At 61.7% G+C, this 22,259-nt stretch carries 26 protein-coding genes; 9 read left to right on the top strand and 17 right to left on the bottom strand.

All coding sequences use genetic code 11. The annotated features are described in order from the left end of the window. Nucleotides 1-50: 50 nt before the first annotated feature. From KKQ10_RS07085 to KKQ10_RS07105, 5 genes are all read right to left on the bottom strand, one after another. On the bottom strand, nt 51-881 hold the full coding sequence (locus KKQ10_RS07085; RefSeq protein WP_215500642.1) for an AraC family transcriptional regulator: 831 nt from the start codon (nt 879-881) through the stop codon (nt 51-53). Continuing rightward, nucleotides 878-1,873, bottom strand: a complete 996-nt coding sequence (locus KKQ10_RS07090; RefSeq protein WP_215500643.1) for a hydrolase — start codon at nt 1,871-1,873, stop codon at nt 878-880. Before KKQ10_RS07090 ends, KKQ10_RS07085 begins: the two co-directional genes overlap by 4 nt. Nucleotides 1,874-2,035: 162 nt before the next feature. Then, a complete protein-coding gene (rsmD, locus tag KKQ10_RS07095) occupies nt 2,036-2,647 on the bottom strand; it encodes a 16S rRNA (guanine(966)-N(2))-methyltransferase RsmD (RefSeq protein WP_027610566.1) in 612 nt (203 codons plus the stop codon). Then, the gene (locus KKQ10_RS07100; protein WP_215500644.1) at nt 2,647-4,134 is read right to left on the bottom strand and encodes a M16 family metallopeptidase; all 1,488 of its coding nucleotides are present in this window, start codon (nt 4,132-4,134) and stop codon (nt 2,647-2,649) included. The genes rsmD and KKQ10_RS07100 overlap by 1 nt, the downstream gene beginning before the upstream one ends. Beyond that, nucleotides 4,127-5,482: a M16 family metallopeptidase gene (locus KKQ10_RS07105; protein WP_215500645.1), complete on the bottom strand. Its 1,356-nt coding sequence runs from the start codon at nt 5,480-5,482 to the stop codon at nt 4,127-4,129. Before KKQ10_RS07105 ends, KKQ10_RS07100 begins: the two co-directional genes overlap by 8 nt. 344 nt (nt 5,483-5,826) lie before the next feature. Between KKQ10_RS07105 and ftsY the strand changes: the two genes are divergently transcribed. From ftsY to rpoH, 4 genes are all read left to right on the top strand, one after another. Further along, on the top strand, nt 5,827-7,317 hold the full coding sequence (gene ftsY, locus KKQ10_RS07110; protein WP_215500646.1) for a signal recognition particle-docking protein FtsY: 1,491 nt from the start codon (nt 5,827-5,829) through the stop codon (nt 7,315-7,317). Continuing rightward, the gene (ftsE, locus tag KKQ10_RS07115) at nt 7,314-7,985 is read left to right on the top strand and encodes a cell division ATP-binding protein FtsE (protein ID WP_003229148.1); all 672 of its coding nucleotides are present in this window, start codon (nt 7,314-7,316) and stop codon (nt 7,983-7,985) included. Before ftsY ends, ftsE begins: the two co-directional genes overlap by 4 nt. Then, a complete protein-coding gene (gene ftsX / locus KKQ10_RS07120) occupies nt 7,982-9,007 on the top strand; it encodes a permease-like cell division protein FtsX (RefSeq protein ID WP_127647932.1) in 1,026 nt (341 codons plus the stop codon). The genes ftsE and ftsX overlap by 4 nt, the downstream gene beginning before the upstream one ends. Before the next feature lie 115 nt (nt 9,008-9,122). Then, nucleotides 9,123-9,977 (top strand): RNA polymerase sigma factor RpoH, encoded by an 855-nt coding sequence (rpoH, locus tag KKQ10_RS07125; protein WP_003229146.1) that lies wholly within the window; start codon nt 9,123-9,125, stop codon nt 9,975-9,977. 150 nt (nt 9,978-10,127) lie between these two features. On the opposite strand, the gene mtgA is transcribed toward rpoH, so the two are convergent. Then, nucleotides 10,128-10,850, bottom strand: a complete 723-nt coding sequence (gene mtgA, locus KKQ10_RS07130; protein WP_115985943.1) for a monofunctional biosynthetic peptidoglycan transglycosylase — start codon at nt 10,848-10,850, stop codon at nt 10,128-10,130. 74 nt (nt 10,851-10,924) lie between these two features. Here mtgA and KKQ10_RS07135 point away from each other — a divergent pair, with 74 nt between their 5' ends. The 4 genes from KKQ10_RS07135 (at nt 10,925) to trmB (ending at nt 13,266) form a co-directional block, all read left to right on the top strand. Then, a complete protein-coding gene (locus tag KKQ10_RS07135; protein WP_127647931.1) occupies nt 10,925-11,296 on the top strand; it encodes a DUF423 domain-containing protein in 372 nt (123 codons plus the stop codon). A 179-nt stretch (nt 11,297-11,475) separates the two neighbouring features. Beyond that, nucleotides 11,476-11,676, top strand: a complete 201-nt coding sequence (gene thiS, locus KKQ10_RS07140) for a sulfur carrier protein ThiS (RefSeq protein ID WP_215500647.1) — start codon at nt 11,476-11,478, stop codon at nt 11,674-11,676. 60 nt (nt 11,677-11,736) lie between these two features. Beyond that, nucleotides 11,737-12,531, top strand: coding sequence for a thiazole synthase (locus KKQ10_RS07145; protein WP_110644432.1), 795 nt, complete (start codon nt 11,737-11,739; stop codon nt 12,529-12,531). A gap of 9 nt (nt 12,532-12,540) precedes the next feature. Then, nucleotides 12,541-13,266 carry a tRNA (guanosine(46)-N7)-methyltransferase TrmB gene (gene trmB / locus KKQ10_RS07150; RefSeq protein ID WP_064589653.1) on the top strand — a complete coding sequence of 242 codons (726 nt, stop codon included), beginning with the start codon at nt 12,541-12,543 and terminating at the stop codon, nt 13,264-13,266. 120 nt (nt 13,267-13,386) lie between these two features. Here trmB and KKQ10_RS07155 read toward each other — a convergent pair whose 3' ends face one another. From KKQ10_RS07155 to KKQ10_RS07200, 10 genes are all read right to left on the bottom strand, one after another. After that, a complete protein-coding gene (locus tag KKQ10_RS07155) occupies nt 13,387-13,710 on the bottom strand; it encodes a DUF3392 domain-containing protein (protein ID WP_007913629.1) in 324 nt (107 codons plus the stop codon). 33 nt (nt 13,711-13,743) lie between these two features. Further along, nucleotides 13,744-14,949: a radical SAM family heme chaperone HemW gene (gene hemW, locus KKQ10_RS07160; RefSeq protein WP_252191509.1), complete on the bottom strand. Its 1,206-nt coding sequence runs from the start codon at nt 14,947-14,949 to the stop codon at nt 13,744-13,746. After that, on the bottom strand, nt 14,946-15,542 hold the full coding sequence (gene rdgB, locus KKQ10_RS07165) for an RdgB/HAM1 family non-canonical purine NTP pyrophosphatase (protein ID WP_215500648.1): 597 nt from the start codon (nt 15,540-15,542) through the stop codon (nt 14,946-14,948). The genes hemW and rdgB overlap by 4 nt, the downstream gene beginning before the upstream one ends. After that, the gene (locus tag KKQ10_RS07170; RefSeq protein WP_215500649.1) at nt 15,539-15,973 is read right to left on the bottom strand and encodes a DUF4426 domain-containing protein; all 435 of its coding nucleotides are present in this window, start codon (nt 15,971-15,973) and stop codon (nt 15,539-15,541) included. The genes rdgB and KKQ10_RS07170 overlap by 4 nt, the downstream gene beginning before the upstream one ends. Before the next feature lie 26 nt (nt 15,974-15,999). Next, a complete protein-coding gene (gene metW / locus KKQ10_RS07175) occupies nt 16,000-16,620 on the bottom strand; it encodes a methionine biosynthesis protein MetW (RefSeq protein ID WP_127647926.1) in 621 nt (206 codons plus the stop codon). A 7-nt stretch (nt 16,621-16,627) separates the two neighbouring features. Next, the gene (metX, locus tag KKQ10_RS07180; RefSeq protein WP_127647925.1) at nt 16,628-17,767 is read right to left on the bottom strand and encodes a homoserine O-succinyltransferase MetX; all 1,140 of its coding nucleotides are present in this window, start codon (nt 17,765-17,767) and stop codon (nt 16,628-16,630) included. Between the two features lie 184 nt (nt 17,768-17,951). Further along, nucleotides 17,952-18,245 carry a DUF167 domain-containing protein gene (locus KKQ10_RS07185; protein ID WP_127647924.1) on the bottom strand — a complete coding sequence of 98 codons (294 nt, stop codon included), beginning with the start codon at nt 18,243-18,245 and terminating at the stop codon, nt 17,952-17,954. Further along, nucleotides 18,242-18,832 carry a YggT family protein gene (locus tag KKQ10_RS07190; protein ID WP_064589644.1) on the bottom strand — a complete coding sequence of 197 codons (591 nt, stop codon included), beginning with the start codon at nt 18,830-18,832 and terminating at the stop codon, nt 18,242-18,244. Before KKQ10_RS07190 ends, KKQ10_RS07185 begins: the two co-directional genes overlap by 4 nt. A gap of 10 nt (nt 18,833-18,842) precedes the next feature. Continuing rightward, entirely contained in the window at nt 18,843-19,661 is an 819-nt protein-coding gene (gene proC, locus KKQ10_RS07195; RefSeq protein WP_215500650.1) for a pyrroline-5-carboxylate reductase, read from the bottom strand. Between the two features lie 33 nt (nt 19,662-19,694). Continuing rightward, on the bottom strand, nt 19,695-20,381 hold the full coding sequence (locus tag KKQ10_RS07200; protein WP_215500651.1) for a YggS family pyridoxal phosphate-dependent enzyme: 687 nt from the start codon (nt 20,379-20,381) through the stop codon (nt 19,695-19,697). Nucleotides 20,382-20,437: 56 nt separating this feature from the next. Here KKQ10_RS07200 and KKQ10_RS07205 point away from each other — a divergent pair, with 56 nt between their 5' ends. Further along, nucleotides 20,438-21,472: a type IV pilus twitching motility protein PilT gene (locus tag KKQ10_RS07205; RefSeq protein WP_215500652.1), complete on the top strand. Its 1,035-nt coding sequence runs from the start codon at nt 20,438-20,440 to the stop codon at nt 21,470-21,472. Between the two features lie 106 nt (nt 21,473-21,578). Here KKQ10_RS07205 and KKQ10_RS07210 read toward each other — a convergent pair whose 3' ends face one another. Further along, on the bottom strand, nt 21,579-22,205 hold the full coding sequence (locus KKQ10_RS07210) for a C40 family peptidase (protein WP_127647920.1): 627 nt from the start codon (nt 22,203-22,205) through the stop codon (nt 21,579-21,581). Between the last annotated feature and the right edge of the window lie 54 nt (nt 22,206-22,259).

Genomic DNA, 22,259 nt, shown 5'->3' on the forward strand with positions numbered 1-22,259 from the left:
CCTGCATTGGAATGCATTTCCCTGTAGGAGCTGCCGAAGGCTGCGATCTTTTAGCTTTCCATCCGGGCGCTACGGTAGGCGGCGGGCCCGACACCATAAGCCTGCTTGAACTGCCGGCTCAAATGGCTCTGATCGGCGAACCCCAGTTGCGTGGCGACTTCCACCGGCAAGCAGCCGTGCTGCAGGAGTGCGCGAGCCTGGGCAATGCGCTGTTGCATCAGCCAGGTGTGCGGCGGCATACCAGTGGCGCGGCGGAACACCCGGGCGAAATGGAACGGCGACAGATTGACCGCCGCCGCCAGTTCTTCCAGTGACGGTGGCGCTGCCAGTTGTGCGTGCAACAGTTCTTTGCCCAACAGCACCGCGCGGTGTTCCTTGCCGGCTCGTCCGGGCACCGGCACTGCCGCGTGGCGCTGCAACAGCCGCAACATCATCTCGCGCCACACCGTCTGCTGTTGCAGCGCGGTAGCCGGGCTTTCGAGCAAACGGTGCAACTGGGAAAACCCGTTGACCAGATCCGCATCGCGATACAGCGTGGCGCCGAACGCCGGCAGGTTCGTGGTGGACAGTTCCAGTTCATCCAGCAGCGAAACGATTTGCGCGGTATCGGGGTAAAACGCCCGGTACCGCCAGCCGTCCTCAGTGCCTTTGTGGCCGTTGTGCAATTCGTCCGGGTTGATCAGCACCAGGGTGCCGCTGCCCGCCAGGTGTTCGACGCCGCGATAACGGTAACGCTGGGCGCCGGCCATGATCATGCCGATCACATACCCGTCGTGGACATGCGGGGCGAAGCAATGGTCGATGTAGCGCGCCGACAGCAACTCGATCCCGGCCAGTGGCGCTGTTTGCCAGAAGCGGATCGACTCGCCCTGATCACTCATGACTTCACGCCGGCCAGCCAGTGCGGGATACGTCGTTCCAGGTAATAACCGGGCTGGTGAAACGTGCCATCGACAAAACCGACATGCCCACCCTTGGCCTGCAGCTCGAACTGTGTGGTAGCGGACAGTTCTTCGGCCGTCGGCAGACTGTGGGGGAATACGAACGGATCGTCAGCGGCTTGAATGATCAGGGTCGGCGTACGGATTTCGCCGAGAAAATAGCGACTCGACGCCCGCCGATAGTAATCCTCGGCATCGGTGAAACCATGCAACGGCGCGGTGATCCGGCCATCGAAGTCCCAGAAGGTGCGCATGTTCTCCAGCGAACCGAGCGCTGCCAGTGCCGCCAGGCCATCTTCGCGCCCGTCATGCTGGAACTGACGTTGCTTGTTCTTGATGTAGGCGACCATCTCGCGCATGAAGTGCGCCTGATAGACCTTGGAGAACCCCTGGCCGATCCGGTCGGCGCATTGATCAAGGCGAAACGGCACCGAGACCGCCACCGCGCCGAGCACGCCGCTGTCGCTGCCGGTTTCCCCCAGATGCTTGAGCAACACGTTGCCACCGAGGGAATAACCGACCGCATACAGCGGCGCCAGTGGTCGCTTGGCGCGCAGGTGTCTGATGGCTTCGGCGAGGTCTTCGCTGGCACCGGAGTGGTAACTGCGCGGCAGCAGATTCGGTTCACCGGAGCAGCCGCGCCAGTTCAGCGCGACACTGGCCCAGCCCTGTGCGGCGAGCGCGGCCTGGATCCCGGCGACGTAGGGCGAATTGGATGAACCGGTCAGCCCATGCAGCACCAGCACCAAAGGTGCCTCGGCGCTGTGCGGGCCATGCCAGTCGAGATCGAGGAAATCACCGTCGTCCAGCCACAGGCGCTCGCGTTGGCGATCAAGGTGTACGGTTTTGCGCCACAGCGGCCCCCACAAGGTTTGCAGGTGCGGATTGCCCAGGCCGAAGGCGGGGGTGAAGCGTTCTGAAGAAGCGGGCACGATGGTTCTCGATGCAGCTTTGGGGGCAGAGTACGCACGCTTTTGTGGCGAGGGAGCTTGCTCCCGCTGGACTGCGCAGCAGGCCTCGCTTCTGCAAAAGGGGCCGCTTCGCGACCCAGCGGGAGCAAGCTCCCTCGCCACAGATTTAGCGCAAACTTTCAGTTAACCGGCGATCTCTGCCATACGTTGCCATAGCGCGTAGTACACCCGCCCGGATTTCTGCTCACGGTGCAGGCGCCAGTTGCCCGGCAAGCCCAGCGTCGAAGGCGCGGTCTCGCTTTCAGTGTAGATCCACGAATCGGGCGCGAGCCATTGGCGTTCTTCCAGCAAGGTGCAGACGGCCGGCAGCAGGTTCTGGTTGAACGGTGGATCGAGAAACACCAGGTCGAACGGCGTGGCGACCTGGGTTTCCAGATAACGCAGCGCGTCAGCGGTTTGCACCTGACCGTTGGTGCAGCGCAGGGTGCCGAGGTGTTCCTTCAGGCTCGACACGGCGACGTGGCTGGCATCCAGCGCCTGACCCATGGCCGCGCCACGGGACAATGCCTCCAGAAACAGCGCGCCGCTGCCGGCGAACGGGTCGAGTACCTTGGCACCGGCCACATAGGGTGCGAGCCAGTTGAACAGGGTTTCACGCACGCGGTCCGGCGTCGGGCGCAGGCCCGGCGCATCGGGGAAGCTCAGTTTACGGCTGCGCCATTCGCCGCCGATGATGCGCAGCTGGTTCACACCGTTGTGGACGTTCTGCGCGGGTTTTTTAGGACGAGTAGCCATTAATGCTCCGGTACCCCGAGCGGTTGCTCGGCAGGTTTATCAGATGGGGCCGGTAACGGCTTTTGCGGCACGGTCGGGCCAGCGCTGACGATGACCAGTTTGTCCGTGCTCAAGTGTTTGTTCATCGCGTCCTTGACCTGCTCGACGGTCAGGCTCTGGGACTGACGCATGAAGTCATCCAGATAGCTCAGCGGCAGATTATAGAAGCCCATGGCGCCCAGTTGGCCGACGATATCGGCGTTACTCGCGGTGGACAGCGGGAAGCTGCCGGCCAGTTCGCGTTTGGCGTCGTCGAGTTCTTTCTGGGTCGGGCCGGTCTTGAGGTAGTCGGCGAGCACGTCCTGCACCAGTTTCAGGGTGCCTTCGCTCATTTCTGCGCGGGTCTGCAGGTTGATCATGAACGGGCCACGGGCCTGCATCGGGCTGAACCCGGAGTACACGCCATAGGTCAGGCCGCGCTTCTCGCGCACTTCGCTCATCAGACGGGTGCCGAAGCCGCCGCCACCGAGGATCTGGTTACCCATCGACAGCGCTGCGTAATCGGGGTCGTCCCGGTCGATACCCAATTGCGCGAGCAACAGGTTGGTCTGCTTGGACGGGAACTCGATGTGGCCGATGCTCGCCTTGGGTTCCTGCGGCTGGGCGATCTTCGCCAGCGCGGGGCCTTTGGGCAGGGCGCCGGAGACCTGATTGGCAATCGCCTCGGCCTCGGCGCGAGACAGGTCGCCGACCAGCGCGATCACCACGTTGCCGGCTGCATAAGCCTTGGTGTGGAACTCACGCAGTTGCGCCAGGGTGATCTTCGGCACGCTTTGCGCATTGCCGTCGCTGGAGTGCGCATACGGGTGGTCGCCGTACAAACGCTTCATCAGCTCGAGGCTGGCGAGTTTGCCGGGGTTCTGTTTCTGGTATTCGAAACCGGCGAGTATCTGGTTTTTGATGCGCGCAAAGGAATCGGCCGGGAACGTCGGTTTGCCCACCACTTCGCAGAACAGCTTGAGCGCCGGCTCACGTTGCTCGGCGGCACTCAGGCTGCGCAGCGAAGCCAGCGCCATGTCCTTGTAGGCGCCGTTGCCGAAGTCCGCACCGAGGCTTTCGAAGCCTTGGGCGATGGCGCCGACGTCCTTGCCGGCCACGCCTTCGTTGAGCATGGCATTGGTCAGGATCGCCAGGCCCGGGGCATTACCGTCCTGGCTGCTGCCGGCGGCGAAGATCAGGCGCATGTCGAACATCGGCAGCTCATGGGCTTCGACGAACAGCACCTTGGCGCCTTCGGCGGTGTTCCAGGTCTGCACGTCGAGCTTGCGGCTGGCCGGGGCCTTGCCGTCGAGTTCGGCCAGCGATTGCAGCTTTTGGGTGGTCTTGGCGTTATCCAGCGCTTCGCTGGCGCCGGTTTTGGCGCCGGGCATCAGATAAAACGCGGCGGAGCCGATCACCGCCACGGCGATCAGGCCGAGCAGCAGGCGTGGGGATTTGCGCTCACTCATGAGTCGTCTCCAGTGGCAGGACGTGGGCGACGCTGAGACGTTCGCGGGTGAAATACAGCTTGGCGGCGTTCTGGATGTCTTGCGGGGTCACGCTTTCCAGATCGGCCAGTTCGGTGTCCATCAATTTCCACGACAGACCGACGGTCTCCAGCTGGCCGATGGCGGTGGCCTGGCTGGTGATCGAGTCACGCTCGAACACCAGGCCGGCGATGACCTGTGCCCGCACGCGCTCCAGCTCTTCGGCGGACGGTGCGGTGGTTTTCAGCTGTTCCAGCAGTTTCCACAGACCGGCTTCAGCTTGCGCCATGGTCTTTTTCTTCTGGGTATTCGGCGTCGCCGACAGGGTGAACAGGCTGTCGCCACGGGTGTAGGCGTCGTAGCTCGACGAGCCGCCGGACACCAGCTCTTCGCCGCGCTCCAGTTGCGTCGGAATGCGCCCGCTGTAGCCGCCGTCGAGCAACGCCGAGATCAGGCGCAGGGCGTTGACCGAGCGCTTGTCTTCAGCGGTGGCGATGCTTGGCACGTTGAAACCGAGCATCAAGCTGGGCAGTTGGGTCTGCACATGCAGAGTGATCTGGCGTTCGCCGGGTTCGGCCAGTTCCAGTGGTTTCTTCGCCGCAGGTACGTCGCGTTTGGCAATCGGCCCGAAATAGCGCTGGGCGAGGGCCTTCACTTCGTCCGGGGTGACGTCGCCGACCACCACCAATGTGGCATTGTTCGGCACATACCAGGACTGATACCAATGCCGCAGCTCCTCGACCTTCATCCGGTCCAGGTCCGCCATCCAGCCGATGGTCGGCGTGTGGTAGCCGCTGGCCGGGTAAGCCATTGCCTTATAGCGCTCGTAGGCCTTGGACATCGGCTTGTCGTCGGTGCGCAGGCGGCGCTCTTCCTTGATGACTTCGATTTCCTTGGCGAACTCGTCGGCCGGCAGGCGCAGATTGGCCATGCGGTTGGCTTCCAGTTCAAACGCTACGCCCAGACGATCGCGGGCCAGCACCTGATAATAGGCGGTGTAATCGTCGCTGGTGAAAGCGTTCTCTTCGGCGCCCAGGTCACGCAGGATCAACGAGGCTTCGCCGGGGCCGACTTTCTCGCTGCCCTTGAACATCATGTGCTCAAGCGCGTGGGACAGACCGGTCTGGCCCGGGGTTTCGTAACTGGAACCGACCTTGTACCAGACCTGCGACACCACCACTGGCGCGCGATGATCTTCGCGCACGACGACCTTGAGGCCGTTGTCGAGGGTGAATTCGTGGGTCGGTTGCGGGTCGGCCGCCAGGGCCGAAAGGGGCAGGCAGACTGTGCTGAGCAGCAGGCCTGCAGCGCGGCGGGCTAGAGCATTCATTCGTTTTTTAACCTGTTGGGCTGCCCGCTTGGTCTTAGCCTAGGCGGGCGAGGAGGTGCTAGGATACTGATCCGTTTTACCGGCGACCACGCCTATCAGGTTTTCAGGCCCGATGCGGCTGTATAGGTTGGCGGCAGAAAGCTGCGGTTTATCGACTAGACTTCGCTTTTTCGCCGATTTTTCCGGTTTAGTCCTTCGTTAATACGAATCTTTGAGGTGCCGCTGGCGCCTCGACAAAATGTTGCGCGTGAACAAGCTGGATGAAACACAGTCTGTTCTGCATCGAATATTTATTTGCCGGGGCGCCCTTATGGCGCTTCGCTACCGTGAGATAGCCGTCCTCCATGTTTGGTTCCAACGACGACAAGAAGACCCCAGCTGCGGCTGGCGAGAAGAAAAGCCTGTTCGGATGGCTGCGTAAGAAACCGCAGGAACCCGTCGTCGAACAGCCGCCCGCGATGCCTGAGCCAGCCCCTGCGCCGGCGCCAGTCATGGAAGAAGAGCCGGCGCCGATCGTTCTGCCGATCGCCGAGCCCGTGCTGCAACCGGCGGTCGAGCCTGAACCTGATATCCCGGTGGCTGCCGAGTTGCCACTGACCCCGGCTGCCCAGCCGTGGCTGACTTTGCCAGTGGCGGAAGAGCCGGTGGCATTGGTCGAAGAGGCCGCGCCGCACGTGACGCCACCGATTCCAGCGCCTGCTGCGTTCGTCCCTGAAGTCGCTCCGGCGCCGTTGGTGGAACCGGTTGTCGAGCCAGCGCCGGTTATCCCTGAACCCGCTGCGCCAGTATTCGTTGCTCCGGTTGCTCCGCAGCCTGCCCCTGCACCGGTTGTCGCTGCTCCAGTCGCGCCGGTTGCCGTGGTCGCTGAAACCCCGGTCGAAGCCCCGCGCACCGAAGAAACCAAGGCCGGCTTCTTTGCCCGCCTCAAGCAAGGCTTGTCGAAAACCAGCGCCAGCATTGGCGAGGGCATGGCCAGCCTGTTCCTCGGCAAGAAAGCCATCGATGACGAGCTGCTCGATGATCTGGAAACTCGTCTGCTGACCGCTGACGTTGGCGTCGAAGCCACCACGCAAATCATCCAGCGCCTGACCCAGAAGGTTGCGCGCAAGGAGCTGGCGGACTCTGACGCGCTGTACAAATCGTTGCAGGCCGAGCTGGCCGCGATGCTCAAACCGGTCGAACAGCCGCTGAAAATCGCCTCGCAGAACAAGCCGTTCGTGATTCTGGTGGTGGGCGTCAACGGCGCTGGCAAGACCACCACCATCGGCAAACTCGCGAAGAAGCTGCAACTGGAAGGCAAGAAAGTCATGCTGGCTGCCGGTGACACCTTCCGCGCCGCTGCCGTCGAGCAGCTGCAGGTCTGGGGCGAGCGCAACAAGATCCCGGTGATAGCCCAGCACACCGGTGCCGACTCCGCTTCGGTGATCTTCGACGCCGTGCAGGCCGCCAAGGCCCGTGGCATCGACGTGCTGATCGCCGACACCGCCGGTCGTCTGCACACCAAAGACAACCTGATGGAAGAACTGAAGAAGGTTCGCCGGGTAATCGGCAAGCTCGACGCCGACGCGCCGCACGAAGTGCTGCTGGTGCTCGACGCTGGCACCGGTCAGAACGCCATCAACCAGGCCAAGCAATTCAACCAGACCGTCGAACTGACCGGCCTGGCGCTGACCAAGCTCGACGGCACCGCCAAGGGCGGGGTGATTTTCGCCCTGGCCAAGCAGTTTGGCCTGCCGATCCGCTACATCGGCGTCGGTGAGGGCATCGACGATCTGCGTACCTTTGAAGCCGAACCCTTTGTCCAGGCACTGTTTGCCGAGCGGGAGCGTTCATGATTCGTTTCGAACAGGTCGGTAAACGCTACCCGAACGGTCACGTCGGCTTGCATGAGCTGAGCTTTCGAGTCCGTCGTGGCGAGTTTCTGTTTGTCACCGGTCACTCCGGTGCCGGTAAATCCACGCTATTGCGCCTGTTGCTGGCGATGGAGCGTCCGACCAGCGGCAAATTGCTGCTGGCCGGACAGGATCTGAGCACCATCAGCAACGCCCAGATCCCGTTCCTGCGCCGGCAGATCGGCGTGGTGTTCCAAAACCATCAGTTGCTGTTCGACCGCACGGTGTTCAACAACGTCGCGCTGCCGCTGCAGATTCTCGGGCTGTCCAAGGCCGAGATCGCCAAGCGCGTCGATTCGGCACTGGAGCGCGTGGCGCTGTCGGATAAAACCGATTTGTACCCGGGCGACCTGTCCACGGGTCAGCAACAGCGCGTCGGCATTGCCCGCGCCATCGTTCACCGTCCGGCCCTGCTGCTGGCGGACGAACCGACCGGTAACCTCGACCCGCGTCTGGCGGCCGAGATCATGGGCGTGTTCGAAGATATCAACCGGCTGGGCACCAGCGTGCTGATCGCCAGTCACGACCTGGCCCTGATTGCGCGCATGCGTCACCGCATGCTGACCCTGCAACGCGGCCGCTTGATCGGCGACGGGGAGGCCGGCGTATGAGTGCGACACGCAGTCCGAAGGTTTCCGAGCGCGTGGCCCCGAAGGCCGCCGACCCGCAACCGCCGAAGAAGAAAAAACACGACGATGACGACGGCCCGGACTTTTCCACGCTGTTGCATTCGTGGATCGAAAGTCACCGCGCCAGCTTGCTCGACAGCCTGCGTCGCCTCGGCAAGCAGCCGATCGGCAGCTTCTTCACCTGCATGGTGATGGCCGTGGCGTTGAGCCTGCCAATGGGGCTGTCGCTGCTGATCAACAACGTCGAGCGTCTCGGCGGTTCGTGGCAGCGTGCGGCGCAGATTTCGCTGTATCTGCAACTGGACGCCACGCCGGAGCAGGGCGAGTCGTTGCGCGAGCAGATCAAAGGCATGCCCGGCGTGGCTGAGGCTGAATATGTCGGTCGTGATCAGGCGTTGGAAGAGTTTCAGCAGCAGTCCGGTTTGGGCGAAGCCCTGCGCGAACTGCCGGAGAACCCGCTGCCGGGTGTGGTGCTGGTGACTCCTAACGAAGTCGACAAGCCGACCCTGGAAGCATTAAGACAAAAACTTTCCGAGCTGCCCAAGGTACAACAGGCGCAACTTGATCTAGTCTGGGTCGAGCGTCTGGCTGCCATCCTCAAGCTCGGTGACCGGTTTGTCTTCGGTCTGACGGTGCTTTTGGTTTCTGCATTACTTTTGGTGATAGGCAATACCATTCGTCTTCATATTGAAAACCGCCGCACAGAGATAGAAGTGATTAAACTCGTCGGCGGCACCGACAGTTATGTGCGTCGTCCCTTCCTTTATATGGGCGCGTTGTATGGTTTCGGTGCGGGGGTTCTGTCCTGGGGTGTGCTGGCGTTCGGCCTGAACTGGCTGAACGATGCGGTGGTTGGACTGGCCGGCTTGTACGGCAGTGATTTCGCGCTGGCCGGAGTGCCAGTTGCCGACGGTCTGTCGCTCTTGCTTGGCGCGGTGCTGTTGGGTTATATCGGTGCATGGATTGCAGTCGCACGTCATCTCAGGGAGCTGGCGCCGAAGTAGAATCTTTTTTGCGCGTGATTGACCTTGCGGTTTTTTTGGGAACTTGTACTTGAATTCCCGGTCAATTTTTCGCAGTGCCGAGAGGCACGAGTATGTAAGTGGGAGGTTTTTTCGCATGACCAATTCTTTGCAACCTGCGTACGCGTTGGTTCCGGGTGCGAACCTGGAAGCCTATGTGCACACCGTCAACAGCATTCCATTGCTGACGCCGGAGCAGGAGCGTGAACTGGCCGAGAGTCTCTACTATGAGCAGGATTTGGGGGCGGCTCGGCAGATGGTGCTCGCCCACCTGCGATTTGTTGTTCACATTGCCCGTAGCTATTCCGGCTACGGCCTGGCTCAGGCTGACCTGATCCAGGAAGGTAACGTCGGCCTGATGAAGGCCGTGAAGCGCTTCAACCCGGAAATGGGTGTGCGTCTGGTGTCGTTCGCTGTGCACTGGATCAAGGCGGAAATCCACGAGTTCATCCTGCGCAACTGGCGCATTGTGAAAGTCGCGACCACCAAGGCCCAGCGCAAGCTGTTCTTCAACCTGCGCAGCCAGAAAAAACGTCTGGCATGGTTGAACAACGAGGAAGTCCACCGTGTGGCGGAAAGCCTCGGCGTCGAGCCGCGGGAAGTGCGCGAGATGGAAAGTCGCCTGACCGGCCATGACATGGCCTTCGACCCGGCCGCGGAAGCGGACGACGACAGTGCTTTCCAGTCGCCGGCCAATTACCTGGAAGACCACCGGTACGACCCGGCGCGTCAACTGGAAGATGCCGACTGGAGCGACAACTCCAACCACAACCTGCACGAAGCGCTGGAAGTGCTGGACGAACGTAGTCGCGACATCCTCTACCAGCGCTGGCTGGCAGAAGAGAAAGCCACGCTGCACGACCTGGCGCAGAAGTACAACGTGTCGGCCGAGCGGATCCGTCAGCTCGAGAAGAGCGCGATGAACAAGCTCAAGTTGTCGATCGCCGCATAACCGGCGCTCAGGCAACAAAAAACGCCCCGATCAGCGATGATCGGGGCGTTTTCATTTAGAAGATCAAAAGATCGCAGCCTTCGGCAGCTCCTACATGGGATTGCATTTCACCTGTAGGAGCTGCCGAAGGCTGCGATCTTTTGCTTTTAATCACTGCGCCCAAGGCGCCCGACGCGAATCATCCAGCCCCAGCAAATAACTGGTCCCACCCAGCTGGCTCATCTGCTGCCGAATCCACCCGGCCCGACGCGACACATACGCCGTCGGATGGCTGGCGCTCCATACCCGAGGATTAGGCAAGACTGCCGCCAGATAACTCGCCTGCTGACGCGACAGCGATTTGGCGCTCACGCCGAAGTGATGGCGCGCGGCCGCTTCGGCGCCAAACACACCGTCGTCCCACTCGACGCTGTTCAGGTACACCTCAAGAATCCGCTGCTTGGGCCAGAGCACCTCGATCAGTGCGGTAAACCAGGCTTCCAGGCCTTTGCGCAGATAGCTGCGGCCCGACCACAGGAACAGGTTTTTCGACACTTGCTGACTCAAAGTGCTGGCGCCGCGAATCGAGCCGCCGAGTTCGTTGTGAGCCAGCGCAGCCTGGATCGCACCGAAGTCAAACCCCCAGTGTTCGGGGAACTTCTGGTCTTCACCGGCCATGACCGCGACCTTGAGGTCGTCGGAAATCTCGTCCCACGGTTTCCAGGTGCGCTGCAGGTCGATCGGCTCGCCGTCGACCCAGGACTCGATCTTGCGCTCGACCATCAGCGCCGTCCCCGGTGGCGGCACAAAACGAAACAGCAAGACCAGCAATACGCTGCCGCCCGCGAACCAGAGCAGGGCCTTCGTGAGACGACGCAAAAGTGAACGCAGCATAGAGATGGCTTGGCCGAACCGATAGAGCGGGCCATTATACAGACCCTGCCGAACGAGTCTGACTGGAGTTCCACATGCTGCGTGGCTTTCTGATGCTGGCCGCTTTCTTTGGTTTTACCGGTGTTGCGCTTGGCGCATTCGCCGCCCACGGCCTGAAAAACCGCCTGACCCCCGAGTACCTGGCGATCTTCCACACCGGCGTGACCTATCAACTGGTGCACACCCTGGCCTTGTTCGGTGTGGCGCTGCTGGCCACGCAGATTCAGGGGCGACTGGTCGCGTGGGCCGGCTTTTCCTTCGCAGTGGGCATTCTGCTGTTCTCCGGCAGCCTGTACGTGCTGACCATGACCGGTATCAGCAAGCTCGGTATCATCACGCCGTTCGGCGGTCTGGCGTTCTTGATCGGTTGGCTGTGCCTGGGGCTGGCCGCCTGGCGCCTGACCTGAGCCTGGCGCCAACTTGTAGGAGCTGCCGCAGGCTGCGATCTTTTGCCGTTGTCTTTCAAGATCAAAAGATCGCAGCCTTCGGCAGCTCCTACGGGGACCGGTTTCAAGACGAATGGCTTGGGTCAGCCTGACTGATCGGGCTAGAATGCCACCCCCTAAAAATGATGGCGGCCTAGCGCATGCGCATTCAGTTGAACGGCGAATCCCTTGAACTGCCCGACGGCGAGACCGTTGCGGCCCTGTTGACCCGTCTGGAACTGACCGGACGCCGGGTGGCAGTCGAACTCAATCTGGATATCGTCCCGCGCAGCCAGCATGCCGATACCGTTCTCAACGACGGCGACAACATTGAAGTGGTACACGCCATCGGCGGCGGTTAGCCGCCCGGCTCGCAAGGGCACAGAATTCTGCAAGACCCTCACCCCTAAAGAGGATTCCCCATGAGCATCGTTCGTAGCGACAAGCCTTTCGTCCTGGCCGGTCGTACTTACCAGTCGCGTTTGCTGGTGGGTACCGGCAAGTACCGTGACATGGAAGAAACCCGCCAGGCCATCGAAGCCTCGGGTGCCGAGATCGTCACCTTTGCCGTGCGCCGCACCAACCTGGGCCAGATCGAAGGCGAGCCGAACCTGCTCGAAGTACTGTCGCCGGAGCGCTACACCTTCCTGCCGAACACCGCTGGATGCTACGACGCCATCGAAGCCGTGCGCACCTGCCGCCTGGCCCGTGAGCTGCTCGATGGCCACAACCTGGTGAAGCTGGAAGTGCTGGCCGATCAGAAAACCCTGTTCCCCAACGTGATCGAAACCCTCAAGGCCGCAGAAACGCTGGTCAAGGAAGGCTTCGACGTGATGGTTTACACCAGCGATGACCCGATCATTGCCCGTCAACTGGCGGAAATCGGCTGCATCGCGGTCATGCCGCTGGCCGGTCTGATCGGTTCCGGCCTGGGGATCTGCAACCCGTACAACCTGCAGATCATCCTTGAAGAAGCCAAGATCCCGGTGCTGGTGGATGCCGGTGTCGGGACGGCTTCCGACGCCACCATCGCCATGGAACTGGGCTGTGATGCGGTGCTGATGAACTCGGCCATCGCCCACGCTCAGCAGCCGGTGATGATGGCCCAAGCCATGCAACACGCGATCGTCGCGGGCCGTCTGGCCTACCTCGCCGGGCGCATGCCGAAAAAACTCTATGCCAGCGCCTCTTCGCCGCTGGATGGTCTGATCAAGTAAGAGCCATTGATGACTGAATCGAACGACACGCCTATCCAGACGGAAGAAGGCGACGAGCGCCAACACCGCCGCATCAAGAGTTTCGTGATGCGCGCCGGGCGCATGACCGAAGGCCAGCAGCGCGGTCTGGACCAGGGCGCGCCGCTGTACGTGCTGCCGCTGGCCGATGCGCCGGTGGATTACGACCAGGTGTTCGGCCGCTCGGCGCCGCGCTCGCTGGAGATCGGTTTCGGCATGGGCCACTCGCTGCTGGAAATGGCCGCGGCGGCACCGGATCAGGACTTCATCGGCGTTGAGGTTCACCGTCCGGGTGTCGGCGCGCTGCTCAATGGCGTGCTGACCCAGGGCCTGACCAACCTGCGGGTCTATGATTGCGACGCGATCGAAGTGCTCAACCGTTGCATCGCCGACAACAGCCTCGATCGCCTGATGTTGTTCTTCCCGGACCCGTGGCACAAGAGTCGTCACCACAAGCGGCGTATCGTTCAGGCGTCCTTTGCCGAGCTGGTGCGCAGCAAACTGAAGGTTGGCGGCATCCTGCACATGGCCACCGACTGGGAACCGTACGCCGAATACATGCTGGAAGTGATGAACGTCGCCCCGGGCTACCGCAACCTCGCCGAAGACGGCAAGTGCGTGCCACGCCCGGCCGAACGCCCGATCACCAAGTTCGAACGCCGCGGCGAACGTCTTGGGCATGGCGTGTGGGATCTGAAGTTCGAAAAACTGTCCTGAGTCCCGCGGACTTTCCAATGTAGGAGCTGCGGCACGCTGCGATCTTTTGATCTTGATTGTTAAGATCAAAAGATCGCAGCGTGCCGCAGCTCCTACAGTTGTTTTGGGTAGGCCGAAAGATCAGCGGCGGTCGGCTACGACGCCGATCAGGACGAGCACCACCAACAACACCGGCGCCAGGCTGTAGTTGTTGAACTGGCTCAAACCCTTGATAACCCACGGCGTGGCGTAAATCAGCGCTGCGCCGCTGCCGATCACGCACAGCAGCGCCATCAGCGGTACGCGCAGGGCGCCGGCGATGCTGCCCAGGCGTTGCTCGACCCAGCCTTTGAAGTCGGCGCCGAACAGCACCAGCAGGCAGCCCACCAGGGCCAGGGCGATTTCCGAGAGGTTGCTGCGGCTCCAGCGGGACACGGTGGCGAGCAGGTCGAGTATCAAATCCATGCGTTTTTCCTTAGGGCAGCCGTTGAGGTGGGCTCAGCTCAGAAATTTCTGCAGCAAGTCGTTGAGGAACAGTTGTCCGCGCTCGGTGGCCGCCAGACGTGACGGTTCGACCTGCATCAGGCCGCTTTGTTCGGCCTCGCGGCGGTGTTCAGCGAGACTTTCCAGTGGCAGGCCGGTGCGCTCCGGATACAGGTGCGATTCCACCCCGGCGGTCAGGCGCAGGGCATTCATCAGGAACTCGAACGGCATCTCGTCATTGTTCAGGGCTTTTTCGCCGGCCTGGAAGCTCTTGGCCGGGTTGAGATAGTCCTTCGGCAGGCGCGTCTTCCAGGTGCGCACAATGCGCCCGTCCGGGTGGCTGAGCTTGCCGTGAGCGCCGGCACCGATGCCGATGAAGTCGCCGAAACTCCAGTAATTGAGGTTATGCCGCGCCGGGCGTCCGGGCTGGGCGTAGGCGGATACTTCGTATTGCGCGTAACCGTGTTCAGCCAGCAGCGCTTGCCCGGCCTCTTGAATGTCCCACAGCGTATCGTCCTCCGGCAGTACCGGCGGCTGGTTCCAGAACACCGTGTTCGGCTCGAGTGTCAGCTGATACCAGGAGATGTGCGTCGGTTTCAGCTCGATGGCCTGGCGCAGGTCGCTCAAGGCGTCTTCCAGCGACTGATCGGGCAAGCCATGCATCAAGTCGAGGTTGAAGTTATCGAACCCGGCCTGTCGTGCCATGCCGGCCGCGCGCACGGCTTCGTCACCGTTGTGAATGCGCCCAAGGGCTTCAAGTTTCTGCTGCTGAAAACTCTGGATGCCGATCGACAGGCGATTGATCCCCAGTTTGCGATACGCGACGAACTTCTCTTGTTCGAAGGTGCCGGGGTTGGCTTCCAGGGTGATCTCGATGTCGTGGGCGAACGGAATGCGTTGCTCGACGCCTTTGAGCAAGCGCCCAAGCGCCTCGGCACTGAACAGGCTCGGCGTGCCGCCCCCGAAGAAAATCGAGCTGATTTCACGGCCGTAAACGGCGTGCAGGTCCTGATCGAGATCGGCCAGCAACGCGTCGACGTATTCCTGTTCCGGCAGTACGGGGCTGGCGGTGTGCGAGTTGAAATCGCAATACGGGCATTTGCGCACACACCACGGGATGTGGATATACAGCGCCAGGGGCGGCAACGTTGGCAGCGGCGCCCGAGGCGAAGAGGCGGCGCCGCCGATGATCAGCGACGACGCAGAGGGGCTGTCGGTCATTTCAGGCCCAGACGCTGGCGCAGCAGATCCATTGCACGGGCGCGGTGGCTGATCTGGTTCTTGTCGACCGGGCTTAGTTCGGCGCTGGACACCTCACGCTCCGGCACCCAGAACAACGGGTCATAGCCGAAACCGTGCTCGCCGCTGGCCGCGGTCAGGATGCGCCCGTGCCACAGGCCTTCGCAAAGGATCGGCAGCGGATCGTCGGCATGCCGCACCAGTGCCAGCACGCAGACAAACTGCGCGCCGCGCTCGGCTTGCGGCACGTCTTTGAGGGCGTCGAGCAGTTTGGCGTTGTTCGCCGCATCGCCCTTGCCGTCGGCGTAGCGCGCCGAATAGATGCCCGGTGCACCGCCAAGGAAATCCACCGCCAGACCGGAATCGTCGGCCAGCGCCGGCAACCCGGAGATGCGCGAGGCATTGCGGGCCTTGAGGATCGCGTTCTCGACGAACGACAGACCGGTTTCTTCCGGCTCTACCTTGCTCCATTCGCCGATCGAGCGCAGTTGCACCGAATCGCCGAGCATGGCCTGGAGTTCCTTGAGTTTGCCGGCGTTATGGCTGGCCAGTACGAGTTGCTTGAGGTTCATCATTCGCCGGGGAAAAGCTCTTGGTTGAAATTGATGGTGTTGATCTTGTCGCCGTTCTGCACCTTGATTTCAAAGGTGCGGGTTTCCTGCTGCTCCACCGGGTACTGGGCGATGTAGTAGATCGCGCCCTGTTCGGTGACCTGGCGGAAGTTCAGCGGCACGCTCTGGCTGGTCAGGTCTTTGACCGTGCCGGTAACGGTGGCGCTCAACGTTTTGCCGTCCTTGATCACCGAGACGTTGATCACGCCCTGGTTCTTGCTGCGGACAAGCTCCGCCGCCTTGGCGATGTCGGGCGTCAGGAAGGTGGAATTGAAGGTGTTGTAGTGCACGGTAACGTCACCGAACACTTCCTTGCGTTCGCCCTTGATGGCATCGGCGGCCACCGCCGACAGACTCAGGCAGGCGGCCAATAGCACAGTAATCAAGCGACCCATGATCGTTCTCCTCGAAATGTCGTGGTTCAGACCGCGACCCGATGATCTGCAAGCACCGGGCTGCTGACGCGGTAGATACCAATCTCACCTAACAGATTAGGCCATAGCTTACTGGCCCACCCGTGCCGGTGCTGTTGATCCACGGCAAGCCGATCAATGACCTTCGCATCACGTTCGCGACAAAGTTCTTCAAAGTCTTCGAAGGTGCAGAAGTGGATGTTCGGCGTGTTGTACCAGGTGTACGGCAGAAACTCCGACACCGGCATGCGGCCCTTGCTCGCCAGGTACCAGCGGCAGCGCCAGTGACCGAAGTTGGGGAAGGTGATGATGCACTGGCGACCGACCCGCAGCATTTCGTCGAGGATCTTGTCCGGGTAATGCACGGCCTGCAGCGCCTGGGTCATCACCACGATGTCGAAGCTGTTGCTGGCGAAGTTGCCAAGGCCCTTGTCCAGGTCCTGCTCGATGACATTGACGCCTTTGGCCACGCACTCGGCGATGTTGTCCGCGTCGTTTTCCAGGCCATAACCGGTGACCTGCTTGTGGTCGCGCAGCCAGGTCAACAGTTCGCCGTCGCCGCAACCGAGGTCGAGCACGCGGCTGCCGGCGGGGATCCATTCCTGGATGATTTCCAGATCAGCTCTCATGGCTTGTTCACACCGTAATTCGGTTCATGTAATTGCCGAACGCCTGCAAATAACGCGGGATCGGAATCAGGAAGGCGTCGTGGCCCTGTGGTGCGTCGATTTCCAGATAGCTGACGTCTTTGCGTGCTGCCATCAACGCGTCCACCAGCTCCCGCGAGCGGGCCGGGGAGAAGCGCCAGTCGGTGGTGAACGACATCACGCAGAACCTGGCCGTGGCGTTCTCGAAGGTTTTCGCCAGGTTATCGTCGAAGTTCGCCGCCGGATCGAAGTAATCCAGCGCCTTGGTCATCAACAGATAGGTGTTGGCGTCGAAACGGCCGGAGAACTCTTCGCCCTGATAACGCAGGTAGCTTTCGACCTGGAACTCGACGCTGTGGAAGTCGTAGTTGAGCTTTTCGCTCTTCAGGCCGCGACCGAATTTCTCGCCCATGGAGTCGTCGGACAGGTAGGTGATGTGCCCGACCATCCGCGCCAGCATCAGTCCGCGCTTGGGGATCACACCGTGTTCCTGGAACGAGCCGCCATGGAATTCCGGGTCGGTGAGGATGGCCTGGCGCGCCACCTCGTTGAAGGCGATGTTCTGCGCCGACAGTTTTGGCGCCGAGGCGATGGCCAGGCAGTGCCGCACGCGATCCGGGTAGGTGATGGTCCACTGCAGGGCCTGCATGCCACCGAGGCTGCCGCCGATCACCGCGGCGAACTGGCGGATGCCGAGCAGGTCAGCCAGACGTGCCTGGCTGTGCACCCAGTCTTCCACGGTGAGCACCGGGAAGTCGGCACCGAACGGCTTGCCGGTGTCCGGGTTGATGCTGCTCGGGCCGGTGGAGCCGTTGCAGCCGCCCAGATTGTTCAGGCTGACCACAAAGAATTTGTGGGTGTCGATCGGTTTGCCCGGGCCGATGCAGCTGTCCCACCAACCGGGCTTGCGGTCGTCGGGGCTGTGATAGCCGGCGGCATGGTGATGCCCGGACAAGGCGTGGCAGATCAGCACGGCGTTGCTCGCCTGTGCGTTCAGCGTGCCGTAGGTTTCGTAGATCAGGTCGTAGGCGGGCAGCGAACGGCCACAGGCCAAGGCCAGGGGTTCACTGAAGTGCGCCGTTTGCGGCGTCACCAGACCAACAGAATCGGGGGGAAAGGCAGCTGGCATCGACCCTGCTCTCGTTGAAATGAGGCGTAAGTCTAAAGACCGGTGGGGTTAGCGGCAAGCAACGATCGGGCCTGATTTCATTCAGCGAGACCGAGGTGAAGCCTTCGCGAGCAAGCTCGCTCCCCCATTGGAATGCGATCCCCTGTGGGAGCGAGCTTGCTCGCGAATGGGGCGACTGGGTGGATCAGACCGGACGCGCCAGCCCCGGCAAATCCGGCAGCTTCTTCGGCGAACAAATCTTCACCCGTTTCTGCCGGTTCAGCTCGCCGCTGAGCAAACTGACCTGGCTCTTGGATACCCCAAACGCCTTGGCCAGAAAGCCCATCAGATAAGCATTGGCCTTGCCCTCGACTGGCGGCGCGGTGAGGCGGATCTTCAGGCGATCACCGTGCAGCCCGGCGAAATCATCGCTGCGGGCTGCCGGCTGCAGATGACATTCGAGGATCAGGTCGTCCCCGTCCCAGCGAAACCAGCTCACATCAGCAGGCGCAGGATTTCCGGCATCATCGTCATCGCCGCGAGGTTATTGATCACCAGCATGTCGATCAGCTTCAGCGCCAGAAACGCGAAGATCGGCGACAGGTCCAGACCGCCGAGGTTAGGCAGAATCTTGCGGAACGGTGCCAGCGCCGGCTCGCAGATCTGGTTCACCAGTTCTGCGCCCGGATTGTGGCTGCCCGGGGCGACCCACGACAGGATCACGCTGATGATCAGGGCGAAGAAGAAGATCTTCAGGAACAGCGCGGTCACGCCGATGATCGCCCAGATAAACAGCTGCAGCGGATTGCCGGTGGTGCCGTAGGTCAGCAGCAGGGTCAGGGCCATCAGTGCCAGTTGCACCAGAATCGCCAGGACCAGCGACGACATGTCCAGGCCGAACAGGCTCGGGATGATCCGGCGCAGAGGCTTGAGCAGCGGCTGGGTGGCCTTGACCACGAACTGGCACAGCGGGTTGTAGAAGTTCGCCCGCACCAGTTGCAGGACGAAGCGCAGCAGCACGATCAGCAGGTACAGGCTGCCGAGGGTTTGCAGCACGTAAACCGCTGCGGTGTTCAATCCAATCATGTAAGGCTCCTTATTTGCCCAGTTGTTCGGCCATTTCGGCCGAGCGGTGCGCGGCGGCGCCGAGTGCTGTTTCGACCAGGGCTTCGAAGCCGCCGGCCTGGAACGATTTGATTGCGGCCGCTGTGGTGCCATTTGGCGAAGTCACGCGGCGGCGCAGCTCGGCAGCGTCTACATCGCTGGAGACCGCCATGTGTGCGGCGCCCAGAGCCGTTTTCAGGGTCAGTTGCTCAGCGATTTCCTTCGGCAGGCCGAGTTTGACGCCAGCGGCGGTCATCGCTTCGATCAGCAGGAAGAAATACGCCGGGCCGGAACCGGAGACGGCGGTGACCGCATCGAGTTGCTGTTCTTCGTTCAGCCACAGCGCGATGCCCACGGCGGACAGCAGCTCTTCGGCCTGCTGACGCTGCTCGGCGGTCACTTCGCTGGTGGCGTACAGGCCACTGACGCCCTGACGCAGCAGCGCCGGGGTGTTCGGCATGCAGCGCACGATCGGCTGCTCGCCGAGCCAGGCGGTCATGCTCGCGCAGGTGATGCCGGCAGCGATCGAGACCACCAACTGATGCGGTTTCAGGCTTGGGCGGATGGCTTCGCACACGGCTTTCATGGCCTGTGGCTTGACCGCCAGCACGATCACGTCGACGCCATCGATGGCCTGAGCATTGTCGGCGAAGGTTTCGATGCCGTGTTCGGCGCTGACGCGTTTGCGGGTCTCTTCGCCCGGATCGCTGGCGCGGATGTGGCTGGCTTGCAGACCCTTGGCGCGCAGGCCGCCGATCAGGCTGGCGGCCATGTTGCCGGCACCGATAAAGGCAATACGTGTGTTGCTCATGTCAGGTCCTTATTCAGAGATATGTCAGCCATGTCATGGCTGGCCGTAGTCGCGAGCACCAAACAGGGCGGTACCGATCCGCACCCAGGTGGCGCCTTGGGCGATGGCCGACTCGAGGTCGTGGCTCATGCCCATGGAAAGTGTGTCGAGCGGCAGATTCAGGCTGGTCTGCAAACGTTGCACGGCAGCGAAAGCGGCGTCCTGTTCGGCGCGATCTTCGGTCGGCTCGGGAATCGCCATCAGCCCGCGCAATTTCAGTCGGGGCAGGGCGCTGATGGCCTCGGCCAGCGCCGGCAGGTCGGCCGGGGTGCAGCCGGACTTGCTGGCTTCACCGCTGACGTTGACCTGAATGCAGATGTTCAACGGCGGCAGCTCGGCCGGGCGCTGTTCGGACAGGCGTTGGGCAATTTTCAGGCGATCCACGGAGTGCACCCAGTCGAAATGCTCGGCAATGGCGCGAGTCTTGTTCGATTGAATGGGGCCGATGAAGTGCCAGATCAAGGGCAGGTCGGCCAGTTCGAGCTGTTTGCCCAGGGCTTCCTGCAGATAGTTCTCGCCAAAATCACGCAGGCCGGCGGCGTAGGCTTCACGCAGGGCCTGCGCCGGTTTGGTCTTGCTGACGGCCAGCAACTGGATGCTGTGTTCATCGCGGTTTGCAGCTTTGGCCGCTGCCTGGATACGCGAACTAACCTGAAGGATGTTGTCTGCTATCGTGGACATCAAGAGGCGCCGGCGGTCTGAAGGTTCGCGGCATTCTACTGGAATTGAGGGACGCAATGGATATCACTGAACTGCTGGCGTTCAGCGCCAAACAGGGCGCTTCCGACCTGCACCTGTCGGCCGGCCTGCCGCCGATGATCCGCGTCGACGGTGATGTGCGGCGGATCAATCTGCCGGCGCTGGATCACAAGCAAGTGCATGAATTGATCTACGACATCATGAACGACATCCAGCGGGTCGACTTCGAGAAACACCTGGAAACGGATTTCTCCTTCGAAGTCCCCGGTGTGGCGCGCTTTCGGGTCAATGCGTTCAACCAGAACCGCGGCGCCGGCGCGGTGTTCCGCACCATTCCCTCGAAAGTGCTGAGCATGGAAGACCTCGCCATGGGCGATGTCTTTCGCAAGATCACCGACGCGCCGCGCGGGCTGGTGCTGGTGACCGGGCCGACCGGTTCCGGCAAGTCGACCACGCTGGCGGCGATGATCGATTACCTCAACACCCATCGGCATCACCATATCCTCACCATCGAAGACCCGATCGAGTTCGTTCACGAATCGCGCAAATGCCTGATCAACCAGCGCGAGGTGCACCGCGACACCCGCAGCTTCGCCACTGCGTTGCGTTCGGCGCTGCGCGAAGACCCGGACGTGATTCTGGTGGGCGAGATGCGCGACCTGGAAACCATTCGCCTGGCCCTGACCGCCGCCGAGACGGGGCACCTGGTGTTCGGCACCCTGCACACCACCTCGGCGGCGAAAACCATCGACCGGGTGGTGGATGTGTTCCCGGGGGACGAGAAGTCGATGGTGCGTTCGATGCTGTCGGAATCGTTGCTGGCGGTGGTCTCGCAGACCCTGATCAAGAAGATCGGCGGTGGGCGGGTGGCGGCGCACGAGATCATGCTGGGAACGTCGGCGATCCGTAACCTGATCCGCGAGGACAAGGTGGCGCAGATGTATTCGGCGATTCAGACCGGTGGGTCGTTGGGGATGCAGACACTCGACATGTGCCTGAAGGAGCTGGTGACCAAGGGCTTGATCAGTCGCGAGCATGCGCGGGAGAAGGCGCGTACACCGGATAATTTCTAAATGCCAAAAGCAAAAGATCGCAGCCTTCGGCAGCTCCTACAGGGAAATGCTGATCCCAATGTAGGAGCTGCCGAAGGCTGCGATCTTTTGATCTTGCTTCGAAAGCTTAACGTTGAACCACGCGCATCTGCTTGCCGCCAGGCTCTTTCGGCAACACACGCTTGGCAACCACGTAGTGCTGCTCCCAATACGGCTTGTTCAGCGTATCGATGCTCACCGCTTTGCCACGACGCGGTGCATGGATGAAGCGGTCGTTGCCCAGGTAGATGGCAACGTGGTTGACCCGACGGCTCTTGATGTTGAAGAAAATCAGGTCGCCCGGCTTCAGATCCTTGCGCTCGACTTTCTCGCCATGACCGCTGGCCATGGCGTTGGAGGTGCGCGGCAGGTCGAAGGTGGCGTCGTTGAACGCATATTTCACCAGGCCGCTGCAGTCGAAGCCTTTACTTGGGCTGCTGCCGCCCCAACGATAAGGAGTACCGAGGACGTTCACCGCACGGCTCAGGACGTTGCTGCTTTCCTTGTTCGCCATCGGCGGAACCAGCTTGCCGTGATTGTTGCTGGCGAGCGTGGTGTGTTTCGTTTGTTTGCTGCTCTTGCTCGAAGGAGCCGAAGCATGGGATTTAGGGGTAAAACCGTTAACGTTGGGAAGACGTTGCTCACGATTGGTGGCGTGGGCGGCCAGTGGCATTAATAGGCAAATAGTTAGCCATGTCTTGAAAAATGGTCGCATTAGGCGTGGCTCTTAGGTGGTAGCGCGCAACTTTATAACAGCTTTTTTGTCCCT

The sequence above is a fragment of the Pseudomonas sp. MG-9 genome, assembly GCF_018729515.1.
Classification (GTDB): Bacteria; Pseudomonadota; Gammaproteobacteria; order Pseudomonadales; family Pseudomonadaceae; genus Aquipseudomonas; species Aquipseudomonas serboccidentalis.

Excerpts from the sequence above, each read along its gene's own strand:
- thiS (WP_215500647.1), top strand. The coding sequence starts at position 11,476 with ATGCGCATTCAGTTGAACGGCGAATCCCTTGAACTGCCCGACGGCGAG.
- KKQ10_RS07155 (WP_007913629.1), bottom strand. The coding sequence starts at position 13,710 with ATGGATTTGATACTCGACCTGCTCGCCACCGTGTCCCGCTGGAGCCGC.
- KKQ10_RS07135 (WP_127647931.1), top strand. The coding sequence starts at position 10,925 with ATGCTGCGTGGCTTTCTGATGCTGGCCGCTTTCTTTGGTTTTACCGGT.
- KKQ10_RS07105 (WP_215500645.1), bottom strand. The coding sequence starts at position 5,482 with ATGAATGCTCTAGCCCGCCGCGCTGCAGGCCTGCTGCTCAGCACAGTC.
- rpoH (WP_003229146.1), top strand. The coding sequence starts at position 9,123 with ATGACCAATTCTTTGCAACCTGCGTACGCGTTGGTTCCGGGTGCGAAC.
- rsmD (WP_027610566.1), bottom strand. The coding sequence starts at position 2,647 with ATGGCTACTCGTCCTAAAAAACCCGCGCAGAACGTCCACAACGGTGTG.
- KKQ10_RS07210 (WP_127647920.1), bottom strand. The coding sequence starts at position 22,205 with ATGCGACCATTTTTCAAGACATGGCTAACTATTTGCCTATTAATGCCA.
- rdgB (WP_215500648.1), bottom strand. The coding sequence starts at position 15,542 with ATGATGAACCTCAAGCAACTCGTACTGGCCAGCCATAACGCCGGCAAA.
- ftsE (WP_003229148.1), top strand. The coding sequence starts at position 7,314 with ATGATTCGTTTCGAACAGGTCGGTAAACGCTACCCGAACGGTCACGTC.
- KKQ10_RS07100 (WP_215500644.1), bottom strand. The coding sequence starts at position 4,134 with ATGAGTGAGCGCAAATCCCCACGCCTGCTGCTCGGCCTGATCGCCGTG.
- trmB (WP_064589653.1), top strand. The coding sequence starts at position 12,541 with ATGACTGAATCGAACGACACGCCTATCCAGACGGAAGAAGGCGACGAG.
- ftsX (WP_127647932.1), top strand. The coding sequence starts at position 7,982 with ATGAGTGCGACACGCAGTCCGAAGGTTTCCGAGCGCGTGGCCCCGAAG.
- metW (WP_127647926.1), bottom strand. The coding sequence starts at position 16,620 with ATGAGAGCTGATCTGGAAATCATCCAGGAATGGATCCCCGCCGGCAGC.
- KKQ10_RS07205 (WP_215500652.1), top strand. The coding sequence starts at position 20,438 with ATGGATATCACTGAACTGCTGGCGTTCAGCGCCAAACAGGGCGCTTCC.
- proC (WP_215500650.1), bottom strand. The coding sequence starts at position 19,661 with ATGAGCAACACACGTATTGCCTTTATCGGTGCCGGCAACATGGCCGCC.
- KKQ10_RS07200 (WP_215500651.1), bottom strand. The coding sequence starts at position 20,381 with ATGTCCACGATAGCAGACAACATCCTTCAGGTTAGTTCGCGTATCCAG.
- KKQ10_RS07190 (WP_064589644.1), bottom strand. The coding sequence starts at position 18,832 with ATGATTGGATTGAACACCGCAGCGGTTTACGTGCTGCAAACCCTCGGC.
- metX (WP_127647925.1), bottom strand. The coding sequence starts at position 17,767 with ATGCCAGCTGCCTTTCCCCCCGATTCTGTTGGTCTGGTGACGCCGCAA.
- KKQ10_RS07085 (WP_215500642.1), bottom strand. The coding sequence starts at position 881 with ATGAGTGATCAGGGCGAGTCGATCCGCTTCTGGCAAACAGCGCCACTG.
- KKQ10_RS07170 (WP_215500649.1), bottom strand. The coding sequence starts at position 15,973 with ATGGGTCGCTTGATTACTGTGCTATTGGCCGCCTGCCTGAGTCTGTCG.
- ftsY (WP_215500646.1), top strand. The coding sequence starts at position 5,827 with ATGTTTGGTTCCAACGACGACAAGAAGACCCCAGCTGCGGCTGGCGAG.
- KKQ10_RS07145 (WP_110644432.1), top strand. The coding sequence starts at position 11,737 with ATGAGCATCGTTCGTAGCGACAAGCCTTTCGTCCTGGCCGGTCGTACT.
- mtgA (WP_115985943.1), bottom strand. The coding sequence starts at position 10,850 with ATGCTGCGTTCACTTTTGCGTCGTCTCACGAAGGCCCTGCTCTGGTTC.
- hemW (WP_252191509.1), bottom strand. The coding sequence starts at position 14,949 with ATGACCGACAGCCCCTCTGCGTCGTCGCTGATCATCGGCGGCGCCGCC.